We start from the raw sequence: 16,521 nt of genomic DNA, 5'->3' as shown, positions 1-16,521 counted from the left end.
GCTCATGTCTGGAATTCCGCACGATCACTACGAACCGAAGACCGGTGGCGAACGCTGGGTGCACAAGCGCCTGCCGATCGTCGGTCTGCTTTACGACACCATCATGATCCCCACACCCAAGAACCTGAACTGGATGTGGATCTGGGGGATCATCCTGACCTTCTGTCTGGCGCTGCAGATCATCACCGGCATCGTGCTCGTGATGCATTACACGCCGCATGTGGACATGGCCTTCGCCTCGATCGAGCATATCATGCGCGACGTGAACGGCGGCTACATGCTGCGCTACCTGCACATGAACGGCGCGTCGCTGTTCTTTGTGGCGGTCTACGCGCATATCTTCCGCGGGCTCTACTACGGCTCGTACAAGGCCCCGCGCGAGATCACCTGGATCATCGGCATGCTGATCTACCTCGCGATGATGGGCACTGCCTTCATGGGCTACGTGCTGCCGTGGGGACAGATGTCCTTCTGGGGCGCGACGGTGATCACCGGCCTCTTCGGGGCGATCCCGTTCATCGGCGAGCCGATCCAGACATGGCTTCTGGGCGGACCGGCGGTGGACAACGCCACGCTGAACCGCTTCTTCTCGCTGCACTACCTGCTGCCCTTCGTCATCGCGGCGCTGGTGGCGGTGCACATCTGGGCCTTCCACACAACCGGCAACAACAACCCCACGGGTGTTGAGGTTCGCCGCACGTCGAAGGCCGATGCCGAGAAGGACACCGTGCCGTTCTGGCCGTATTACGTGATCAAGGACCTCTTCGCTCTGGCGGTGATCCTTGCCGTGTTCTTCGCCATCGTCGGCTTCATGCCGAACTACCTTGGCCACCCCGACAACTACATCGAGGCCAACCCGCTGGCGACGCCCGCGCACATCGTGCCGGAATGGTACTTCCTGCCGTTCTACGCGATCCTGCGTGCCTTCACCTCGGAAGTCTGGGTCGTTCAGATCGCCTCCTTCATCACCGGCGGTATCGTCGATGCGAAGTTCTTCGGCGTACTGGCGATGTTCGGCGCGATCATCGCGATGGCGCTGGCGCCCTGGCTCGACACCTCCTCGGTGCGCTCGGGCAAGTACCGCCCGCAGTTCAAGTGGTGGTTCTGGCTGCTGGTGATCGACTTCATCGCGCTGATGTGGCTTGGCGCCATGCCCGCGGAAGAGCCCTACGCCAGCTTCTCGCTGATCGGGGCGGCCTATTGGTTCGGCTATTTCTTCGTGATCCTGCCGCTTCTGGGCGTGATCGAAAAGCCGCTGCCGCAGCCCGCGACCATCGAGGAAGACTTCGAGGCGCATTACGGCAAGTCCTCGGACAAGGGCGCGACCGCGTCCACCCCGGCCGAGTAAGAGAAAGGACCCAAGAGTCATGTTCAAGAAACTTGCCCTTTCCGCCGTCACGGCCCTCGGCCTTGCAGCCGGCAGCGCTTTTGCTGCCGGTGAGGGTGGCCACGTCGAGGACTTCTCGTTCTCCTTCGAAGGTCCCTTCGGCGCCTATGATCAGGCCCAGCTGCAGCGCGGTCTGCAGATCTTCACCGAGGTCTGCTCGGCCTGTCACGGTCTGCGCTACGTGCCGCTGCGCACCCTGGGTGACGAAGGCGGCCCCGGCCTGCCCGAGGATCAGGTGCGCGCCTATGCGGCGCAGAACTTCGAAGTGTTCGACGAAGAGCTGGAGGACTACCGCCCGGCGACCCCGACCGACCACTTCCCGGTCAACAACGGCGTCGGCGCGCCCGACCTGTCGCTGATGGCCAAGGCGCGTGCAGGCTTCCACGGCCCGTATGGCACCGGCCTGTCGCAGCTGTTCAACGGCATGGGCGGCGCCGAATACATCGCCTCGATCCTCACCGGCTACACCGGCGAGACCAAGGAAGAGGCTGGCACCACCTTCTACGAGAACCACGCGTTCTCGACCGGCTGGATCGCCATGGCCCCGCCGCTGATGGGCGAGGATGTGGAGTTTGCCGATGGTCACTCGAACGAGTTGCACCACGAGGCGCAGGACATCGCGGCCTTCCTGATGTGGACCGCCGAGCCGAAGATGATGGCGCGCAAGCAGGCAGGCTTTGTCGGGGTGCTGTTCCTGACGCTGCTGTCGGTGCTGCTCTATCTGACCAACAAGCGCATCTGGCGCCCGCTCAAGCACAAGGCGGAGTGATCTTCGCTTGATGTGAATGGAAAGGCCCCGCTGTCTGGCGGGGCCTTTTGCTTTGGGGGGGCGCTGCGCTAAAGCCCCAGATACGCCCGAAGCGCGTCTGGCGGGGCGTCGAACAACTCGTCCGTTTGCACCGGAGGATGCGCCACGCCATCAGCCACGAGCACCGTCTCTTCGGCGAAGCGGCGGGCGTCCTGCGGGTCGTGGCTGACCAGCAGCACCAGCGCGCCCAGCTCGCCCGCCACCTCCTGCACCAACTCCAGCATCTGCGCCTTCAGCGCGGGTCCGAGCGCGGCAAAGGGCTCGTCCAGCGCGAGGATCGGCCGGGCCTGAAGCAGCACGCGCGCCAGTGCGGCACGGCTCTGCTGCCCGCCCGATAGCGCGCCGGGCTTGCGCGCCGAGAGCCCGCCGAGGCCGACGCGCTCGAGCGCCTCGTCCACCTTGCGTCGCTCATCCGCGGTCAGCCGCCCGCCGCCGGGGCGCAGCGCCAGCCCCAGATTGCGGGCGAGGCTCAGGTGCGGGAAGAGGTTGTTCTCTTGAAAGAGCATGGCCACGGGGCGCTTGTCGGGCGCCGTCGCGGTGATGTCCTGACCCTGCCAGAGCAGGCGGCCCGCCTTGGGCGCGAGGAACCCGGCAATCAGGTCGAGCAGCGTCGACTTGCCCGCGCCCGAGGGGCCGATGATCGCCACGCGCCGTGCGGGCGCCAGCGACAGGTCGGCCGAAAGGCTGTAGTCGCCCTCGGTGTAGCGCAGGGCCTCAAGTGTCAGCATTGGCGCGGCCTCCCCGGTCGCAGAGCCAGAAGGCCCCGAAGCTGAACAGCAGCAGCAAGAGCGCCGCGCCTGCCGCGGCCTGCATCTGGTAGGAGCCCATCAGCCGGTAGACCTGCAGCGGCAGCGTCGCGCGGTCGGGGTCGGCAAAAAGGGCGATGACGCCGAGATCGCCGATCGACAGCGCGGCGGTGAGCCCGGCGGCAAAGCCCAGCGGTCGGCGGAGCCGCGGCAGCAGCACAAGGCGCAGCCATGCGAGCGGGGTCAGCCCCAGGGCCTGCGCCAGACGTCCGTAATCGGCGCGCACAGCTTCGGCTTCTGGCCGCAGGATGCGCAGCGCGAAGGGCAGGGCGACCAGCGCGTTCACCAAAGTGGTGACGGGCAGCGCCAGCGACAGCGGATTGGCGAAGGGGCGGACGATCAGGAAAAGGCCGGTGCCCAGCACCAGCGGCGAGACGGCGATGCCCACGAGCCCCAGCCACTCGCCCCAGCGGGTGGACAGCGGCAGCGCCCAGAGCAGGCACAGGAGCGTCGAGGCCAGCGCCACGGTCAGCGAATTCCACGCCGCCTCCCAGCTGCTGGCGCCCAGTTGCACCAGCCCGGGCAGGCCGCGCGCCACCACCATGCCGAGCGGCGTCAGCAGGAAGAGCGCGGCGAGGGCGATCCACGCGATGTCCGCCGCCCGCGAGAGCCCTGCGCGCCCGTCCCAGCGGGTCACCATCCTGTCGAGCCCCGCACCAAAGCCGCCGCCGGTGCCAAGCCGCAGGGCGACCAGCCCCGCCGCCAGCGCCAGTGCCAGCTGGATCACCGACAGCAGCGCCGCGCGGCCGAGGTCGAAATCAAAGCGCACCGCCTGATAGATCGCCAACTCGACCGTGGTGGCGCGCGGGCCGCCGCCCAGCGTCAGCGCCACCGCAAAGCTCGACAGGCAGATTACGAAGATCACCGCGAAGGCCCCGGGCGCGATGCGCAGCACCATGGGCGCCTCGAGCGTGCGCAGCATCGCCCATGGCGAGAGCCCCAGCGAGGCGGCGAGGCGAAAGCGTTCGGCGGGGATCGCCAGCCAGCCCTGCAGCAGCAGCCGGGTCGCCAGCGGCAGGTTGAAGAACACATGCGCCAGCACCACGCCGTGCAGGCCGTAGATGCTGAAGGCGGGCAGTCCGACCCCTCGCAGCGCCACGTTGACCATGCCGTTCTGACCAAAGACCGCCAGCAGCCCCAGCACCGCCACGATCGTCGGCAGGATGAACGGCGCACCCAGAAGCGAGATCAGCAGCCCGCGCCCCGGAAAGCGCCGTCGTGCCAGCGCGCGGGCGACCGGGATCGCCAGCGCGACCGAGAACAGCGCCGAAAGACAGGCCTGCCAGAGCGTGAAGCGCAGTGCCTGCCAGTCGCTGGGGCCAAGGCTGCCCCAGCCACCAGCCCGCGCCAGCACCGCCGCGACTGGGCCAAGCACCAGTGCCAGCACCAGCCCGCCCGCGGCAAGCGCCGCGATTATTGCGAGAGGCCGCGACGCCATGCCTCGATCGCCTCATCCCGCAGCGCGGCGGCCTCGTCCTCGGAGTAGAACAGCACCTTGCTCGGCAGTTCGAGCTCTTTGAACCCTTCCGGCCAGTCCTCATGCGGCAGGGCGGCGGGGAAGGACCAATTGCCGGTGGCGATCATCTGCTGGAACTCGGGCGTCAGGATGAAATCCATGAAGTCCTGCGCCAGTTCCGGCTGATCACTGGTGGCAAGTTTCGCGGCCAGTTCGACCATGAAATAATTGCCCTCGGGGAAGATCAGCGCCTTCTTGGTGTGATCCTCCTCGGCGATGATATGATAGGCGGGAGAGGTGGTGTAGCTCAGCACCATGTCGGCCTCGCCATCGGTGAAAAGGCCGTAGCTTTCCGACCAGCCCTTAGTGACGGTGAGGATCTTCGGCGCCAGCTTGCGCCAGGCGTCTTCGGCCTCATCGCCAAACACCGCTTGGGCCCAGAGCGCCATCGCGAGACCCGAGATCGAGCTGCGCGGGTCTTGGATGACGATCTTCAGATCATCCGGCGCGTCGAGCAGCTTGGCAAAGCTGGTGGGCGGCTCGGACAGGCGGGTGGTGTCGTAGATGAAGGCCGTCTCGCCGTAGTTGTAGGGAAGGAAGGTGTCGTCGGTCCAGTCGATCGGCAGGGTGAGTGGCGAGAGGTCCACGCCATGCGGCGCGAAGAGGCCGCTTTCGCGGGCCTTCTTGGTCACATCGGTGTTGAGGCCAAAGACCACATCGGCCTCGGTCTGGTCACCTTCGAGCAGCAGGCGGGGCAGCAGGTCGCCGGGCTTGAACTGCAGATCGCAGCCGCAGCGCCCTTCGAACATCTCTTCGATCTTCGGGCCGGGGCCCCATTCCGAGACGACGTAATCGCCTGCGTAGACGGTCAGAACGGGCTCTTGCGCCAGCGCCGTGCTGGCAAAGAGACATCCCGCTGCAAAACTGATGGCCTTCATGGCATCCTCCAAATTTGCGGCGAGAGGGCAAGATGGGCCGGGGCGCGCGGTGCCTTGGGCCGTGACCTTCCCTCCGCCGGTGTTAACCGGGTCAGGTTCAACGGGTTCGCGTGTGTCGCATCTCAGCCGGCGCGGATCGCGCGGCACCCCGAGGTAGCGCAGACCTAGCCGGGGTCGGGGCCTCTGACAAGGGAATTGCGCGCGGTGCCCAGTGTCTTCCTGTGTCGTCCTGTGTCTCTGTTTGTTGCGGAAATTCCTTGAGACAGGGGCCGCGCTGGCCTAACAGGCTTGGCGAGCAGACCCCGCGGCCCGACACAGGAGACATCCCCATGAGCCTCAACACTTTCGGCCATCTCTTCCGTGTGACCACATGGGGCGAAAGCCATGGCCCGGCGCTTGGCGCGACGGTGGACGGCTGCCCGCCCGGCGTGAAGATTGACGAAGCCACGCTGCAGAGCTGGCTGGACCTGCGCAAGCCGGGGCAGAACAAATACACCACCCAGCGGCGCGAGCCCGACGCGGTGAAAATCCTCTCCGGCGTCTTCGAAGGGCAGACCACCGGCACGCCGGTGCAGTTGATGATCGAGAACACCGACCAGCGGTCCAAGGATTACTCCGAGATCGCGGCCAAGTTCCGTCCCGGGCACGCCGACATCACCTATTACCAGAAGTACGGCATCCGCGATTATCGCGGCGGCGGGCGCTCGTCGGCGCGTGAGACGGCGGCGCGGGTGGCTGCGGGCGGACTGGCGCGGGCGGCGCTGGCCGAGCTGGCGCCGGGCGTGTCGATCACCGGCTACATGGTGCAGATGGGCCCGGAGATGATCGACCGCTCGCGCTTTGACTGGGAGGAGATCGCGCGCAACCCGTTCTGGTGCCCCGATGCCGAAACCGCCGGGGGCTGGGCAGATTATCTCGACGGTCTGCGCAAGTCCGGCGACAGCGTCGGCGCGGTGATCGAGGTGGTCGCGCGCGGCGTGCCCGCGGGGCTGGGCGCGCCGATCTACGGCAAGCTCGACACCGATCTGGCGGCGGCGATGATGTCGATCAACGCGGTGAAGGGTGTGGAAATCGGTGAAGGTATGGCCGCGGCTGCGTTGACCGGCTCGGCCAATGCCGACGAGATCACCATGGGGCCGGATGGGCCGGTCTACAGCTCGAACCACGCGGGCGGCGTGTTGGGCGGGATCTCGACCGGCCAGGACGTGGTGGTGCGTTTCGCGGTGAAGCCGACGTCTTCGATCCTGACGCCGCGCAAGACGCTGACCGTGGACGGCGAGGAAACCGACATCGTCACGAAGGGCCGTCACGATCCCTGCGTCGGCATTCGCGCGGTGCCGGTAGGCGAGGCGATGATGGCCTGTGTCATCCTCGATCACCTCTTGCTGCACCGGGGACAGGTCGGCACCAATCGTGGTCAAATCGGCTGATCTGGGCGCCTCTGCCTCTGCCCCTACCACTGCCACTGCCACTGGCGCAGTCGCTTTTGCCTGTGGCGTTAGGCACGCCACGCAGTTGAGGCGCGGCGGCGTCAGAGCCGCTCAGCCCGGTCCGCAGAGACCCGCAAGAAGGCCCCGCCTTAGAACTCTTCCCAGCTCACGTCATCGCCCGCGATGGCGCGCTTCGGCGCGGGCTGGGAATGGGAAGCCGGAACCGAAGGCGGCGCAGGCTCGAAGCTTTCGATGGGCGCTGCCACCGGCGTGACATCCTGAGTTTCCGCAGCTTCGACGCCCATGAAACGATTGAGCTGCGTGGAGAGGCGTTCCGCTTCGCTGCTGAGTTGGTCGCTTGCGGTGCTGGTCTCGCCAACCATCGCGGCGTTCTGCTGCGTGACCTTATCCAGTTCGGCCACGCCCACGTTGATTTCCTGCAGTCCCGCCGCTTGCTCCTTGGCGGCGGTGGCAATCTCTGCGACCAGATCCGAGACCTCGCTGACATTGCGCACGATGTCCGAGAGCGCGGTGCCCGTCTGCTCCACCAAATGCCCGCCATCCTTCACCTGCTGCGAACTGTTGGACACCAGCGCTTTGATCTCTCTTGCCGACTCTGAAGCGCGCTGTGCCAGAGAGCGGACTTCCGAGGCGACGACCGAGAAGCCTTTGCCCGACTCTCCGGCACGGGCCGCTTCGACGCCCGCGTTGAGCGCCAGAAGATTGGTCTGGAAGGCGATGTCGTCGATCACGCCAATGATCTGGGTGATCTGGTCGGAAGAGGCGGCGATGGAGCCCATGGCCGTCAGCGCCTTTTCCATCACCGCGCCGCCTTCCTCGGCGCGGCGGCGTCCTTCGCCCACGCGGCGGTCGGCATCTTCGGCACGCTCTGCGGCGGCGCGTACGCTGGACGAGAGCTGCTCTAGCGCGGCGGCGGATTCCTCGAGCGTGGCGGCCTGCACCTCGGATCTCCGGGACATTTCGCGCGACATGGAAGATAGTTCCTGAGAGTTGCGCTGGACCGTGTCGGTGGAGGCGCGCAGCGAGGCGACAAGGCTGCTGATGCCCTGTGCAAGCGCATTGAAATTCTCGCACAGGCGCACGGCGCTGTCGCCCAGCAGACGCCAGTCGGTCGCGTCGAGCCTATGATCCGTGTCGCCGCGGGTCAGCCCGCCCATGGCGTCACCAAGGGCGCTGAAAAGCGCGAGCCTCTGGTCGTTGGCGGCCTGCTCCTCGGCACGGTCGGCTTCGGCCTGCTGCAGGCGGTCGCGCAGCGCCTCGAGGTTGCGGGCGATGGAACCAGCCTCGTCGCCGCGATCGAGCCCTTCGATCTCGGTCTCGAAGTCCTGCTGGGCAATGCGCTCGACGCTGCGGGCCGCGGTTTGGAAAGGGCGCGCGAGCAGTTTGCCGAAGACCACGACGCAGATCAGCGACAGGGTCACGGCCAGACCATTCGCGCCGATCAGCAATAGGAAGCCGGTATCCATCGCGGTCCGTGCCATGCTGTCGGCGCGCTCGGCCTGTGTGCGCAGCGCATCGCGCATCTCTTTGATCTCTGTGCGCGCCTTGTCGAGCGTGGGAAGAAGGACGGTGCTGATATGGGCATCCCGCTCGAAAATGGTGAAGCCGGGGATGGTCAGCGTGTCGATCTGGGGCACCAGCGAGGTGGCCGTCGCGGCCACCGTCTGCAGCCGCGTGAGCATCTCTGGGCGGCGCGCTTCGCGCGAGTCCGGGGCGAGGAACGCGCTGCTTGAATCATCGATAAGTGTCTGCAGCGACAGAAGATCGGCCCGCAAATCGTCCAGCGGTTCGGTGCCGCTGTGTTCGAAATGCAGAATCGCCGTGCCGGCATGATCGATCCGCCCCTGCGCCGCCATCAGCACCGAGGTCTGCCGCCTGAGATCATTGCCGAAGTCGAGGCTGTCTGACATGCGCGCCTGAATGAGCCATGAGGCGATGGCGACCGCCAGTGTCAGGAACATGAAGGCTGATCCGAGGATCAGCAACTGTACGCGGATCGAAAACCTGCTCATCACCCATTCCCGTCAAGACATGGCGCGTCGCGCCGGACGGGTCTTCGCTATCAGCGTGGGGTAAACAAACTCTTCGAGATCGCGCGGATTGATGCGATTTTCCTGCTGCCAATGCGCGGGACCGGATGAAAAATGCCCCGCCGCGCAGAAGCGCAGGCGGGGCCAGGTCGTGCCTGCCGCAGCAGGCACCGGCGGTCGTCAAACCTTTATGGTATCTCGGAAACTCAGTTGGCCCGGTCGGCCATCTCGGCGCGGATTTGCTGCCGCAGCTCGTCGATCGGCACCAGTTTGCCTTCGCGCTTAAAGTGCCAGTAGGTCCAGCCGTTGCACGAGGGGGCCCCCTCGAGCTGCGCGCCGACCTGATGGATCGAGCCCTTCACGGTGTCGCCCACCAGCGTGCCGTCGGCACGGACCTTGGCGCTTTTGCCGGAGGAGGAGACCAGCAGTTCGCCGGGGCTGAGCATGCCGCGTTCGACCACTTGGCCGAAGGGCACACGCGGCTCGGCGCGCTTGGCGCGGGTCACTTCCAGCGAGGAGCGGTCGAACGGGCGGATGGCATCGATGCGCTTTTGTGCCACCTCGCGGTAGCTTTCCTCGCGCTCGATACCGATGAAGTCGCGGCCCAGCATCTTGGCCACAGCGCCGGTGGTGCCGGTGCCGAAGAACGGGTCGAGCACCACATCGCCGGGGTTGGTCGAGCCGACCAGCACGCGATGCAGCAGCGAGGCGGGCTTCTGCGTCGGATGCGCCTTGTCGCCATTCGCGTCCTTGAGGCGTTCGCCGCCGTTGCAGATCGGCAGAACCCAATCCGAGCGCATCTGAACGCCTTCGTTCAGCGCCTTCAGCGCCTCGTAGTTGAAGGTGTATTTGGCACCCTCGCTCTTCGACGCCCAGATCATCGTCTCATGAGCGTTGGTGAAGCGCTTGCCGCGGAAGTTCGGCATCGGGTTGGACTTGCGCCACACGACGTCGTTGAGGATCCAGTAGCCCTCGTCCTGCAGCGCCGCGCCGACGCGGAAGATGTTGTGGTAGGACCCGATCACCCAGAGCGCGCCGTTGGGCTTCAGAAGCCGCTTGGCGGCCTTCAGCCACGCGCGGGTGAACCGGTCGTAGACGGCGAAACTGTCGAATTGATCCCAGTGATCATCGACCGCATCGACCCGCGAGTTGTCGGGGCGATGCAGATCACCCTTCAGCTGCAGGTTGTATGGCGGATCGGCGAAGATGAGGTCCACCGACGCCTCCGGCAGGGCGTTCATCTGCTCGATGCAGTCGCCGGAAAGAATCGTGTTGAGTGGGAGCGCAGTTGCGCCCTTTGTCTTGGTCATCGCTGTCATTCTCTGCCTCTGCCCCGGCGCATTTTTGCGCTCTTGGATTGGGGATAAAATGCGGGAATGGCGAATCGGGGTCAATTTGTTTTTTTAAATCAGGACCTTACGTTTCCGTCTTGATACAAGATATTGTGTATGGGGGCGAAGGATCTTCTATGGTGTGGGGTCACACCGAAATCTCGGAGCGCCTGCATGTGGCTTTTTGAGCCGTACCCAGCGTTCGTTTCCCAGCCATAACCCGGGTGGTGTTGCGCCAAGTCCCGCATCAGTGCGTCGCGCCATGTCTTGGCGATGATGGATGCGGCCGAGATACTCACAGACTTACCATCTCCCTTAACCACAGGGGTGGCGGGGCAGGGCAGATCGGTGGGCAGACGGTTGCCGTCGATCAGGAGATGGTCGGGTTTCTGGGGCAGAGCCGCGACGGCACGGCGCATGGCCAGATAGGTGGCCTGCAGGATGTTGATCTCGTCAATCTCCTCCACCGAGGCGACGCCGAGCCCTACCATGGCTTGTGCGCGGATGATCGGCTCCAGCGCTTCGCGGCGCTTGAGCGTGAGTTTCTTGGAGTCGTTCAGGCCAGCGGGGATCAGCGCGGGATCGAGGATCACGGCGGCGGCGACGACCGGGCCGGCGAGCGGGCCGCGGCCCACCTCGTCGACCCCGGCCACGCGCTTGCCTTCGGCCCAGAACGGCGATTCGAGGGAAGTGTCAGGTCCAGTCATGCCCCTGTTCTGCGCGCGCAGCGATGGCGGGGCAATAGGCTAGCGGGCCTTGGGGTGACTCGCCTCATAGACCTTCATCAGATGCACGCTGTCGACCGAGGTGTAGGCCTGCGTGGTCGAGAGTGAGGCGTGGCCCAGAAGTTCCTGAATGGCCCGCAGATCGCCGCCCGCAGAGAGCAGATGTGTGGCGAAGCTGTGGCGCATGGCGTGGGGGGTGGCGCTGGCGGGCAGGCCGAGCTGCATGCGGGCCTTTTCGGTGACCGCCTGAATGAGGCGCGGGTTCAGCTTGCCGCCACGCGCGCCGCGGAACATCGGGCTCTCGGGTGTGATTTCGAAGGGGCAGACCTGCAAATAGGTCTCGACCGCGCGGCGGGCCACCGGGATGACCGGGACGATGCGTTCCTTGCCGCCCTTGCCGAGAATGCGCAGCGACTCGCCAAAGGGCCAGTCGGCGCCGGTCAGCCCCAGCGCCTCGGAGATCCGCAGCCCGCAGCCGTAGAGCAGCGTGACCACCGCCGCGTCGCGAGCGCCGATCCAGCCTTGGGTGGCCTGCATCTCGACGGTGTCGATCATCGCGCGGGCGGCATCCTCGGTCAGTGGGCGCGGCAGTTTCTTCTGGAACTTGGGTGCCCGGGCCGAGAGCACGGCGGTGGGCTCGAACCCCTCGCGCTCGGCCAGCCAGCGGTAGAAGCTCTTTACCGCCGACAGCTTGCGCGCCATGGAGCGCGGTGCGGCGCCGCCTGCGTGCAGATGCGCCATGAAGGCGCGCATGTCGGGCGTGGTGACGCGGGCGAGGGGTTTCAGTCCCTGAGGCTCGGCATGGTGGCGGGTGAGGAAGGTAATGAACTCCGCCACATCGGCGCGATAGGCGGTGATGGTGTTCTCTGACGCGTTCTTCAGCGCGCGGGCATGATCCAGCCATCCCTCGAGCGCGTCGCGCGCAGCGGGTGTGATCGCGAGGCTCACGACAGCCAGCGGCGCATGGTGCGCTCGAAGACGCCGCCGAAGAAGGCCAGAAGATCGGTGCCTTGCTGCGGGGTGAACATATTGCTGTCTTCCGAGCCCATGACGAGCAGGCCGGGCAGGCGGCGCGGGCCGAAATCAAGCCGCAGACAGGCTTCGGAGCGGATCCAGTCGGCCTTGGGGCCATAGATGCGGCTGTCTCCGGTCCCAAGCTGGCGCAGAGTGACCTGCCGCAGCGGTGCGTCGGTGCGCTCGGTCAGATAGCTGGCGACAAAGCCCGGCTCGGCCAGCGACAGCACATCGCCAAGGCGGCTGACGGTGCGCGTGTCATCGGGGTGGCCCGTCTCCAGAACCAGCCGCATGACGTCGACGCGCAGGATCGCGGCGACCTCGCCGTTGAGATCGCGCAGGAAAGGTTCGAAATCCACCGGGTCCAGCATGCGCAGGATGGCGCGGTGGATCTGGTTGGTGCCCGCGAGATTCTCGTAGGCGGCGGCGATGACGCTGCGGTGGGTGTCTTCGAGGCGATCGAGCCGCGTCTCCAGCCGCTCCATCGCCAGCCCGCGCAGGTCGACGATATTGCTGCCCATGGCGCTCTCATTCGAGGCGATGAGCGCCTGCATCAGATCGCGGTCGTCGAGAATCATGTCGGGACGCGAGAGGAGCTGCTCGCGCAGCGTCTCGTCAATTCGGGGACTGCTCATGCCTGTTCCGGTCTATCCGTGCGGTGATCGGTGTTTTGCCGCAGAGCCTAACAGGTCCGCGATACGAATGCGCCCCCTTTTCTGGCGCTGCAGGCCGGTTTCCGCGCGCTGTGGCCACAGGATCGGCCTTTGAAGGGAAGGCTTTGGCGAAATGGGGTTTTCTGGCACACTGGCCCGGGCAGAGGAGGAGAGCCCATGCCCACAATCAGCCATCCAAGCCCCGCCCAGACGGTCATCACCACCTTCGAGACAAGCCCCGGCACCTGTCAGGATTTGCTCGAGGCGCTGGAAGAGGCCTATGCCGGGTTCATCTCGAAACAGGCCGGTTTCATCGGGGCGGGCCTGCATGTGAACGACGCGCAGACCCGGATCGCCAATTACTCGCAATGGGAGCGGCGCGAAGACTTTCAGGCCATGCTGCGCAGCGACGAGATGCGGGCGTGGAACCGGCGGTTCAACGACCTTTGCCGCAGCTTCGAGCCGGTGATGTACGAGGTGTCGGCGGTCTACTGACGCCGTCACCTCACACGTTTTGGCTCAGGCAGCGATGGTTCGCGTGTCGCTGCGGCGCTCGGTGACACGCAGGCGGTAGCCTTCGCCGCGCACCGTGTCGATGGTCAGCGCGCCTTCGAGCGAGGCGAGATGGGCGCGCAGGTTGCACATGTAGACGTCGAACACCCGCGGCGCCGGTTCATTCTCGAAGCCGTAGACATGGCTCATCAGCTTCTCGCGCGTCGCAAGCCGTCCGGGCCGGAGCGCGAGAAATTCGAGGATTTCGTAGAGTTTGGGCGAGAGCGAGAGAACGGCAGCGCCCATATGGACGCGGCGCTTTTCAAGGTCGATCCGCAGCGGGCCGCAGTCGGAGACCGGCACCGAGATGCCATGCGCGCGCCGCGCCACCGCGCCTAGGCGGGCGATGATCTCATCGGCGGGCGTATCCTCGGCAAGCACCGTGTCGGCGCCCCCCATGAGCCATGTGGCGATCTGCGCGCCATCGGCGCCGCGGGCGATCAGGGCGATCGGCACCTCGGGGTTCAACTCGCGCAGCCGGGTGAGCGTGGTCTGCTGGCGCAGCACGCCCGCATCGATCAGCAGCAGGTCATGGGCGCCGATCCGGTGAAATTCCTCGATGTCCTCTGCGGCTTCGCAGCTGGTCAGCAGGGTGCCGGTCTGGGCCAGCGCGTGGCTGAGGCTCATCATTTTCCAAGTGGTTTCAGCAATCAGGTATCGCATGGGCGCGCTCCTCCAAGTGCCACCAGCGCGGCGCGGGCGGCAAATCCGTTCTGCAAGGCGAGGGTGACCGTTCTTTCGGGTCAGCCAGCGCTCCTTGCGGATCGACGCGGATCCAAGGAGGCCGGGCGCTCTCCGTCGCGGCCCGGCTTGGTTAGCGTCAGGCTTTTGGAGAGGCGGCGCATACTGCAGCCCGCCAACAGGGATAGGGGCCAATTGTGCCCGAAATGTGTTGGCATCAGGGGCAGCGCGAGATGATTTGTATCAAGGCGCTATACGTTCGAGGGGCGCAAGATCGCGGCAGGTCAGTAAAGGAGGCCTCGCATGTATAAGAACATTCTCGTGCCCATCGCGTTTGACAGCGACTCCAAATCGAAGAAGGCAATCGAGGTTGCCCGTGCTCTGGCATCGCCCGAGGCGCAGATCACCTTGCTGCACGTCATGGAGCATGTGCCGGGCTACGCGGCCACCTACATGCCGCCGGACTATCTGGTGCAGTCCCGCGCAGCGGTGGAGAAGGAGCTGCAGGGCATGGCGGCCGACCTGCCGAAGGGCAAAGGGCTGGTGGTCGAAGGGCATTCCGGTCGGACCATCCTCGAGTACGCCAAGGAGAACGGTCACGATCTGATCGTCATCGCGTCGCATCAGCCCGCGATGAGCGACTATCTCCTCGGCTCCACCGCGACGCTGGTGGTGCGCCATGCTCATTGTGCGGTACACGTGCTGCGGTAACGGCCCCGAAGGGCCCTTGATGACGAGGTCCCGTGCCCCGCAAGGACGACAGCACCCCGAAGAGCATGCGCGATGCGCTGTCACTGAAAGAGCGTGACGGCCTGCCGGAGGCGCTGCGCGTGCTCTTGCACAGCCTGCCGCGCGAGACGTGGGAGCATCACCCGCAGTTTCATGGGCTGGTGTCCTTCTGGCTCGACCGGCATCTGATGTTCCGCCGGCTGATGGACGGTCTGCGCCGTGACGCCGAGGCGGAGATGGATGCCAGAATGGAGACGGCCGCGCTGCAGGCGCGGCTGTCGCGTCAGGGCGGGATGCTGGTGCAGCAGTTGCACGGGCATCACGAGATCGAGGACACGCATTATTTTCCCGTGCTGCAGGGGTTCGATCCTCGGCTGCAGGCAGGTTTCGACATTCTGGACCGCGATCACCACGCGCTGGACGGGTTGATCGACGGCTTCATCGGGGCCGCGAACGGCGTGCTACAGAGCCAGCTTGAGACCGGTCGATACCGGGACGAGCTTCTGCGGTTCGAGCGGTTGCTGTCTCGTCACCTCGAGGATGAGGAGGATCTGATCGTTCCGGTCATCCTGAAATACGGCGCAGGTCACCTGAGTTGAGCGAGGTGCCGGGCCAGCCCGCGATGTCGTAATAGTCGCGGTACCAGTCGACGAAGGCCTGAACCCCCTCACGAAGGCTGGTGCGCGGGCGGTAGCCGGTCAGCTCATGCAGCAGCGAGGCATCGGCCCAAGTCGCGGGCACGTCTCCGGGCTGCATGTTCATCGGATTGCGCAAAGCCTGCAGGCCGGTGGCCTCTTCGATGGCCGAGATGAATTCGGACAGCGGGATGGCCTGCGAATTGCCGATGTTCACCACCCGCCACGGGGCCACGGGCGAGAGCGAGTCTTCGACCGGCACGACACCTTCTTCCGGACGCTCGGGCACCACGTCGATGAGCAGACGGATGCCCTGCACCAGATCGGTGACATAGGTGAAGTCGCGCATCATGTGACCGTGGTTGTAGACGTCGATCGGCTCGCCGTTGAGGATCGCCTTGGTGAACTTGAAGAGCGCCATGTCCGGGCGTCCCCACGGGCCGTAGACCGTGAAAAAGCGAAACATCGTGGCTGGCAGATCGTAGAGGTGGGCATAGCTGTGCGCCATGCATTCCGTCGCCTTCTTGGTGGCGGCGTAGAAGGACATCTGGTGATCAGTGCGATCCGTCTCGGAGTAGGGCATCGTCTCGTTGGCGCCATAGACCGAGGAGGTGGACGCCAGAAGCATATGAGCGGGCTTTGTGGCTCGCGCGGCTTCGAGCAGCTCGAAAGTGCCGCGCATGTTGCTGCAAAGGTAGCTGCGCGGGTCCGTCAAAGAGTGGCGGACACCAGCCTGCGCGGCCAGATGCACCACCACATCGGGGCGTTCCCGTTCAAAGACCTCGCCCAGAAAACCTTCGGTCTCGATGGACTGGTTGATGACGCTGAACCCCGGCGATTGCAGCAACATCGCCTGCCGCCGCCGTTTGAGCCCCACATCGTAGTAGTCGGAGAGATTATCAATGCCGATTACGCGAAACCCGTCCTCCAGCAGTCGTTGACAAAGGTGATACCCAATGAAGCCTGAAGAGCCCGTGACCAGAGCGGTGCGCATCAATGAACTCCTACAAAAATGTATAAGACAATAAATGTAATATAGCATGTCTTGTGGCCTGGATGGTGCCAAAGCAAGATCTTTCTGTCTGGCGTCATCGCAATCGCCCTTCGGCTTCTGGCGCTGGCTCAATCCGGTGGCGTATTCTCCACTTTTTCGCGGCGGGCGCCCGAGTCAATGGCTGCGCCTTGTGAGCGCTACTATCTTGAGCTGAAGGCGGATCACCGTAAGGGGTAGCCGACTAGGAGCGCGATGGCGTGGCTTGGCTTAAAGCAGAGTAAGCTAGGCGACTTTCGGCTAGGGCCTGCAACATCAATTAGCATTAAACTTG

At 65.3% G+C, this 16,521-nt stretch carries 16 protein-coding genes and 1 riboswitch; of the genes, 6 read left to right on the top strand and 10 right to left on the bottom strand.

Annotated features, from left to right (window positions below; all coding sequences use genetic code 11):
• Positions 1-4 precede the first annotated feature (4 nt).
• Together petB and AYJ57_RS05675 are read left to right on the top strand one after the other, a co-directional pair.
• Positions 5-1,348 carry a cytochrome b gene (petB, locus tag AYJ57_RS05680; protein ID WP_066102421.1) on the top strand — a complete coding sequence of 448 codons (1,344 nt, stop codon included), beginning with the start codon at positions 5-7 and terminating at the stop codon, positions 1,346-1,348.
• A 19-nt stretch (positions 1,349-1,367) separates the two neighbouring features.
• Complete coding sequence (locus tag AYJ57_RS05675; RefSeq protein WP_066102418.1) at positions 1,368-2,156, top strand: cytochrome c1; 789 nt, start codon at positions 1,368-1,370, stop codon at positions 2,154-2,156.
• Between the two features lie 68 nt (positions 2,157-2,224).
• On the opposite strand, the gene AYJ57_RS05670 is transcribed toward AYJ57_RS05675, so the two are convergent.
• The 3 genes from AYJ57_RS05670 to AYJ57_RS05660 are packed head-to-tail and all read right to left on the bottom strand — an operon-like array spanning position 2,225 to position 5,395.
• Positions 2,225-2,923 carry a thiamine ABC transporter ATP-binding protein gene (locus AYJ57_RS05670; protein ID WP_066106720.1) on the bottom strand — a complete coding sequence of 233 codons (699 nt, stop codon included), beginning with the start codon at positions 2,921-2,923 and terminating at the stop codon, positions 2,225-2,227.
• A complete protein-coding gene (locus tag AYJ57_RS05665) occupies positions 2,910-4,439 on the bottom strand; it encodes a thiamine/thiamine pyrophosphate ABC transporter permease ThiP (RefSeq protein ID WP_066102416.1) in 1,530 nt (509 codons plus the stop codon). The genes AYJ57_RS05670 and AYJ57_RS05665 overlap by 14 nt, the downstream gene beginning before the upstream one ends.
• Positions 4,415-5,395, bottom strand: coding sequence for a thiamine ABC transporter substrate-binding protein (locus AYJ57_RS05660; RefSeq protein ID WP_066102413.1), 981 nt, complete (start codon positions 5,393-5,395; stop codon positions 4,415-4,417). The genes AYJ57_RS05665 and AYJ57_RS05660 overlap by 25 nt, the downstream gene beginning before the upstream one ends.
• Positions 5,396-5,446: 51 nt before the next feature.
• A riboswitch (TPP riboswitch) is annotated at positions 5,447-5,556 on the bottom strand.
• 168 nt (positions 5,557-5,724) lie between these two features.
• On the opposite strand from AYJ57_RS05660, the gene aroC reads away from it, so the two are divergent.
• On the top strand, positions 5,725-6,825 hold the full coding sequence (gene aroC / locus AYJ57_RS05655) for a chorismate synthase (RefSeq protein WP_066102410.1): 1,101 nt from the start codon (positions 5,725-5,727) through the stop codon (positions 6,823-6,825).
• A 149-nt stretch (positions 6,826-6,974) separates the two neighbouring features.
• On the opposite strand, the gene AYJ57_RS05650 is transcribed toward aroC, so the two are convergent.
• The 5 genes from AYJ57_RS05650 to AYJ57_RS05630 form a co-directional block, all read right to left on the bottom strand.
• Positions 6,975-8,858 (bottom strand): methyl-accepting chemotaxis protein, encoded by a 1,884-nt coding sequence (locus tag AYJ57_RS05650; RefSeq protein ID WP_066102407.1) that lies wholly within the window; start codon positions 8,856-8,858, stop codon positions 6,975-6,977.
• 224 nt (positions 8,859-9,082) lie between these two features.
• Positions 9,083-10,195 (bottom strand): site-specific DNA-methyltransferase, encoded by a 1,113-nt coding sequence (locus tag AYJ57_RS05645; protein ID WP_066102405.1) that lies wholly within the window; start codon positions 10,193-10,195, stop codon positions 9,083-9,085.
• Between the two features lie 89 nt (positions 10,196-10,284).
• Complete coding sequence (locus AYJ57_RS05640) at positions 10,285-10,914, bottom strand: ribonuclease HII (protein WP_066102402.1); 630 nt, start codon at positions 10,912-10,914, stop codon at positions 10,285-10,287.
• A gap of 39 nt (positions 10,915-10,953) precedes the next feature.
• Positions 10,954-11,880 carry a tyrosine recombinase XerC gene (locus AYJ57_RS05635; protein WP_066102398.1) on the bottom strand — a complete coding sequence of 309 codons (927 nt, stop codon included), beginning with the start codon at positions 11,878-11,880 and terminating at the stop codon, positions 10,954-10,956.
• Entirely contained in the window at positions 11,877-12,581 is a 705-nt protein-coding gene (locus AYJ57_RS05630) for a DUF484 family protein (protein ID WP_066102396.1), read from the bottom strand. Before AYJ57_RS05630 ends, AYJ57_RS05635 begins: the two co-directional genes overlap by 4 nt.
• Positions 12,582-12,776: 195 nt before the next feature.
• Here AYJ57_RS05630 and AYJ57_RS05625 point away from each other — a divergent pair, with 195 nt between their 5' ends.
• Positions 12,777-13,094, top strand: coding sequence for an antibiotic biosynthesis monooxygenase family protein (locus tag AYJ57_RS05625; protein ID WP_066102395.1), 318 nt, complete (start codon positions 12,777-12,779; stop codon positions 13,092-13,094).
• A 24-nt stretch (positions 13,095-13,118) separates the two neighbouring features.
• On the opposite strand, the gene AYJ57_RS05620 is transcribed toward AYJ57_RS05625, so the two are convergent.
• The gene (locus AYJ57_RS05620; RefSeq protein ID WP_066102391.1) at positions 13,119-13,814 is read right to left on the bottom strand and encodes a winged helix-turn-helix transcriptional regulator; all 696 of its coding nucleotides are present in this window, start codon (positions 13,812-13,814) and stop codon (positions 13,119-13,121) included.
• 321 nt (positions 13,815-14,135) lie between these two features.
• Between AYJ57_RS05620 and AYJ57_RS05615 the strand changes: the two genes are divergently transcribed.
• On the top strand, positions 14,136-14,543 hold the full coding sequence (locus AYJ57_RS05615) for a universal stress protein (protein WP_066102388.1): 408 nt from the start codon (positions 14,136-14,138) through the stop codon (positions 14,541-14,543).
• Between the two features lie 32 nt (positions 14,544-14,575).
• Positions 14,576-15,160 carry a hemerythrin domain-containing protein gene (locus AYJ57_RS05610; protein ID WP_237220199.1) on the top strand — a complete coding sequence of 195 codons (585 nt, stop codon included), beginning with the start codon at positions 14,576-14,578 and terminating at the stop codon, positions 15,158-15,160.
• On the opposite strand, the gene AYJ57_RS05605 is transcribed toward AYJ57_RS05610, so the two are convergent.
• Positions 15,126-16,190 carry an NAD-dependent epimerase/dehydratase family protein gene (locus AYJ57_RS05605; protein WP_066102382.1) on the bottom strand — a complete coding sequence of 355 codons (1,065 nt, stop codon included), beginning with the start codon at positions 16,188-16,190 and terminating at the stop codon, positions 15,126-15,128. The two genes, AYJ57_RS05610 and AYJ57_RS05605, sit on opposite strands and share 35 nt — an antisense overlap.
• Between the last annotated feature and the right edge of the window lie 331 nt (positions 16,191-16,521).

It is taken from the genome of Salipiger sp. CCB-MM3 (assembly GCF_001687105.1).
In the GTDB taxonomy this organism is placed as follows: Bacteria; Pseudomonadota; Alphaproteobacteria; order Rhodobacterales; family Rhodobacteraceae; genus Salipiger.
Note: the sequence above shows the minus strand (reverse complement) of the source record. Positions and strands in the feature narration are given on the sequence as shown.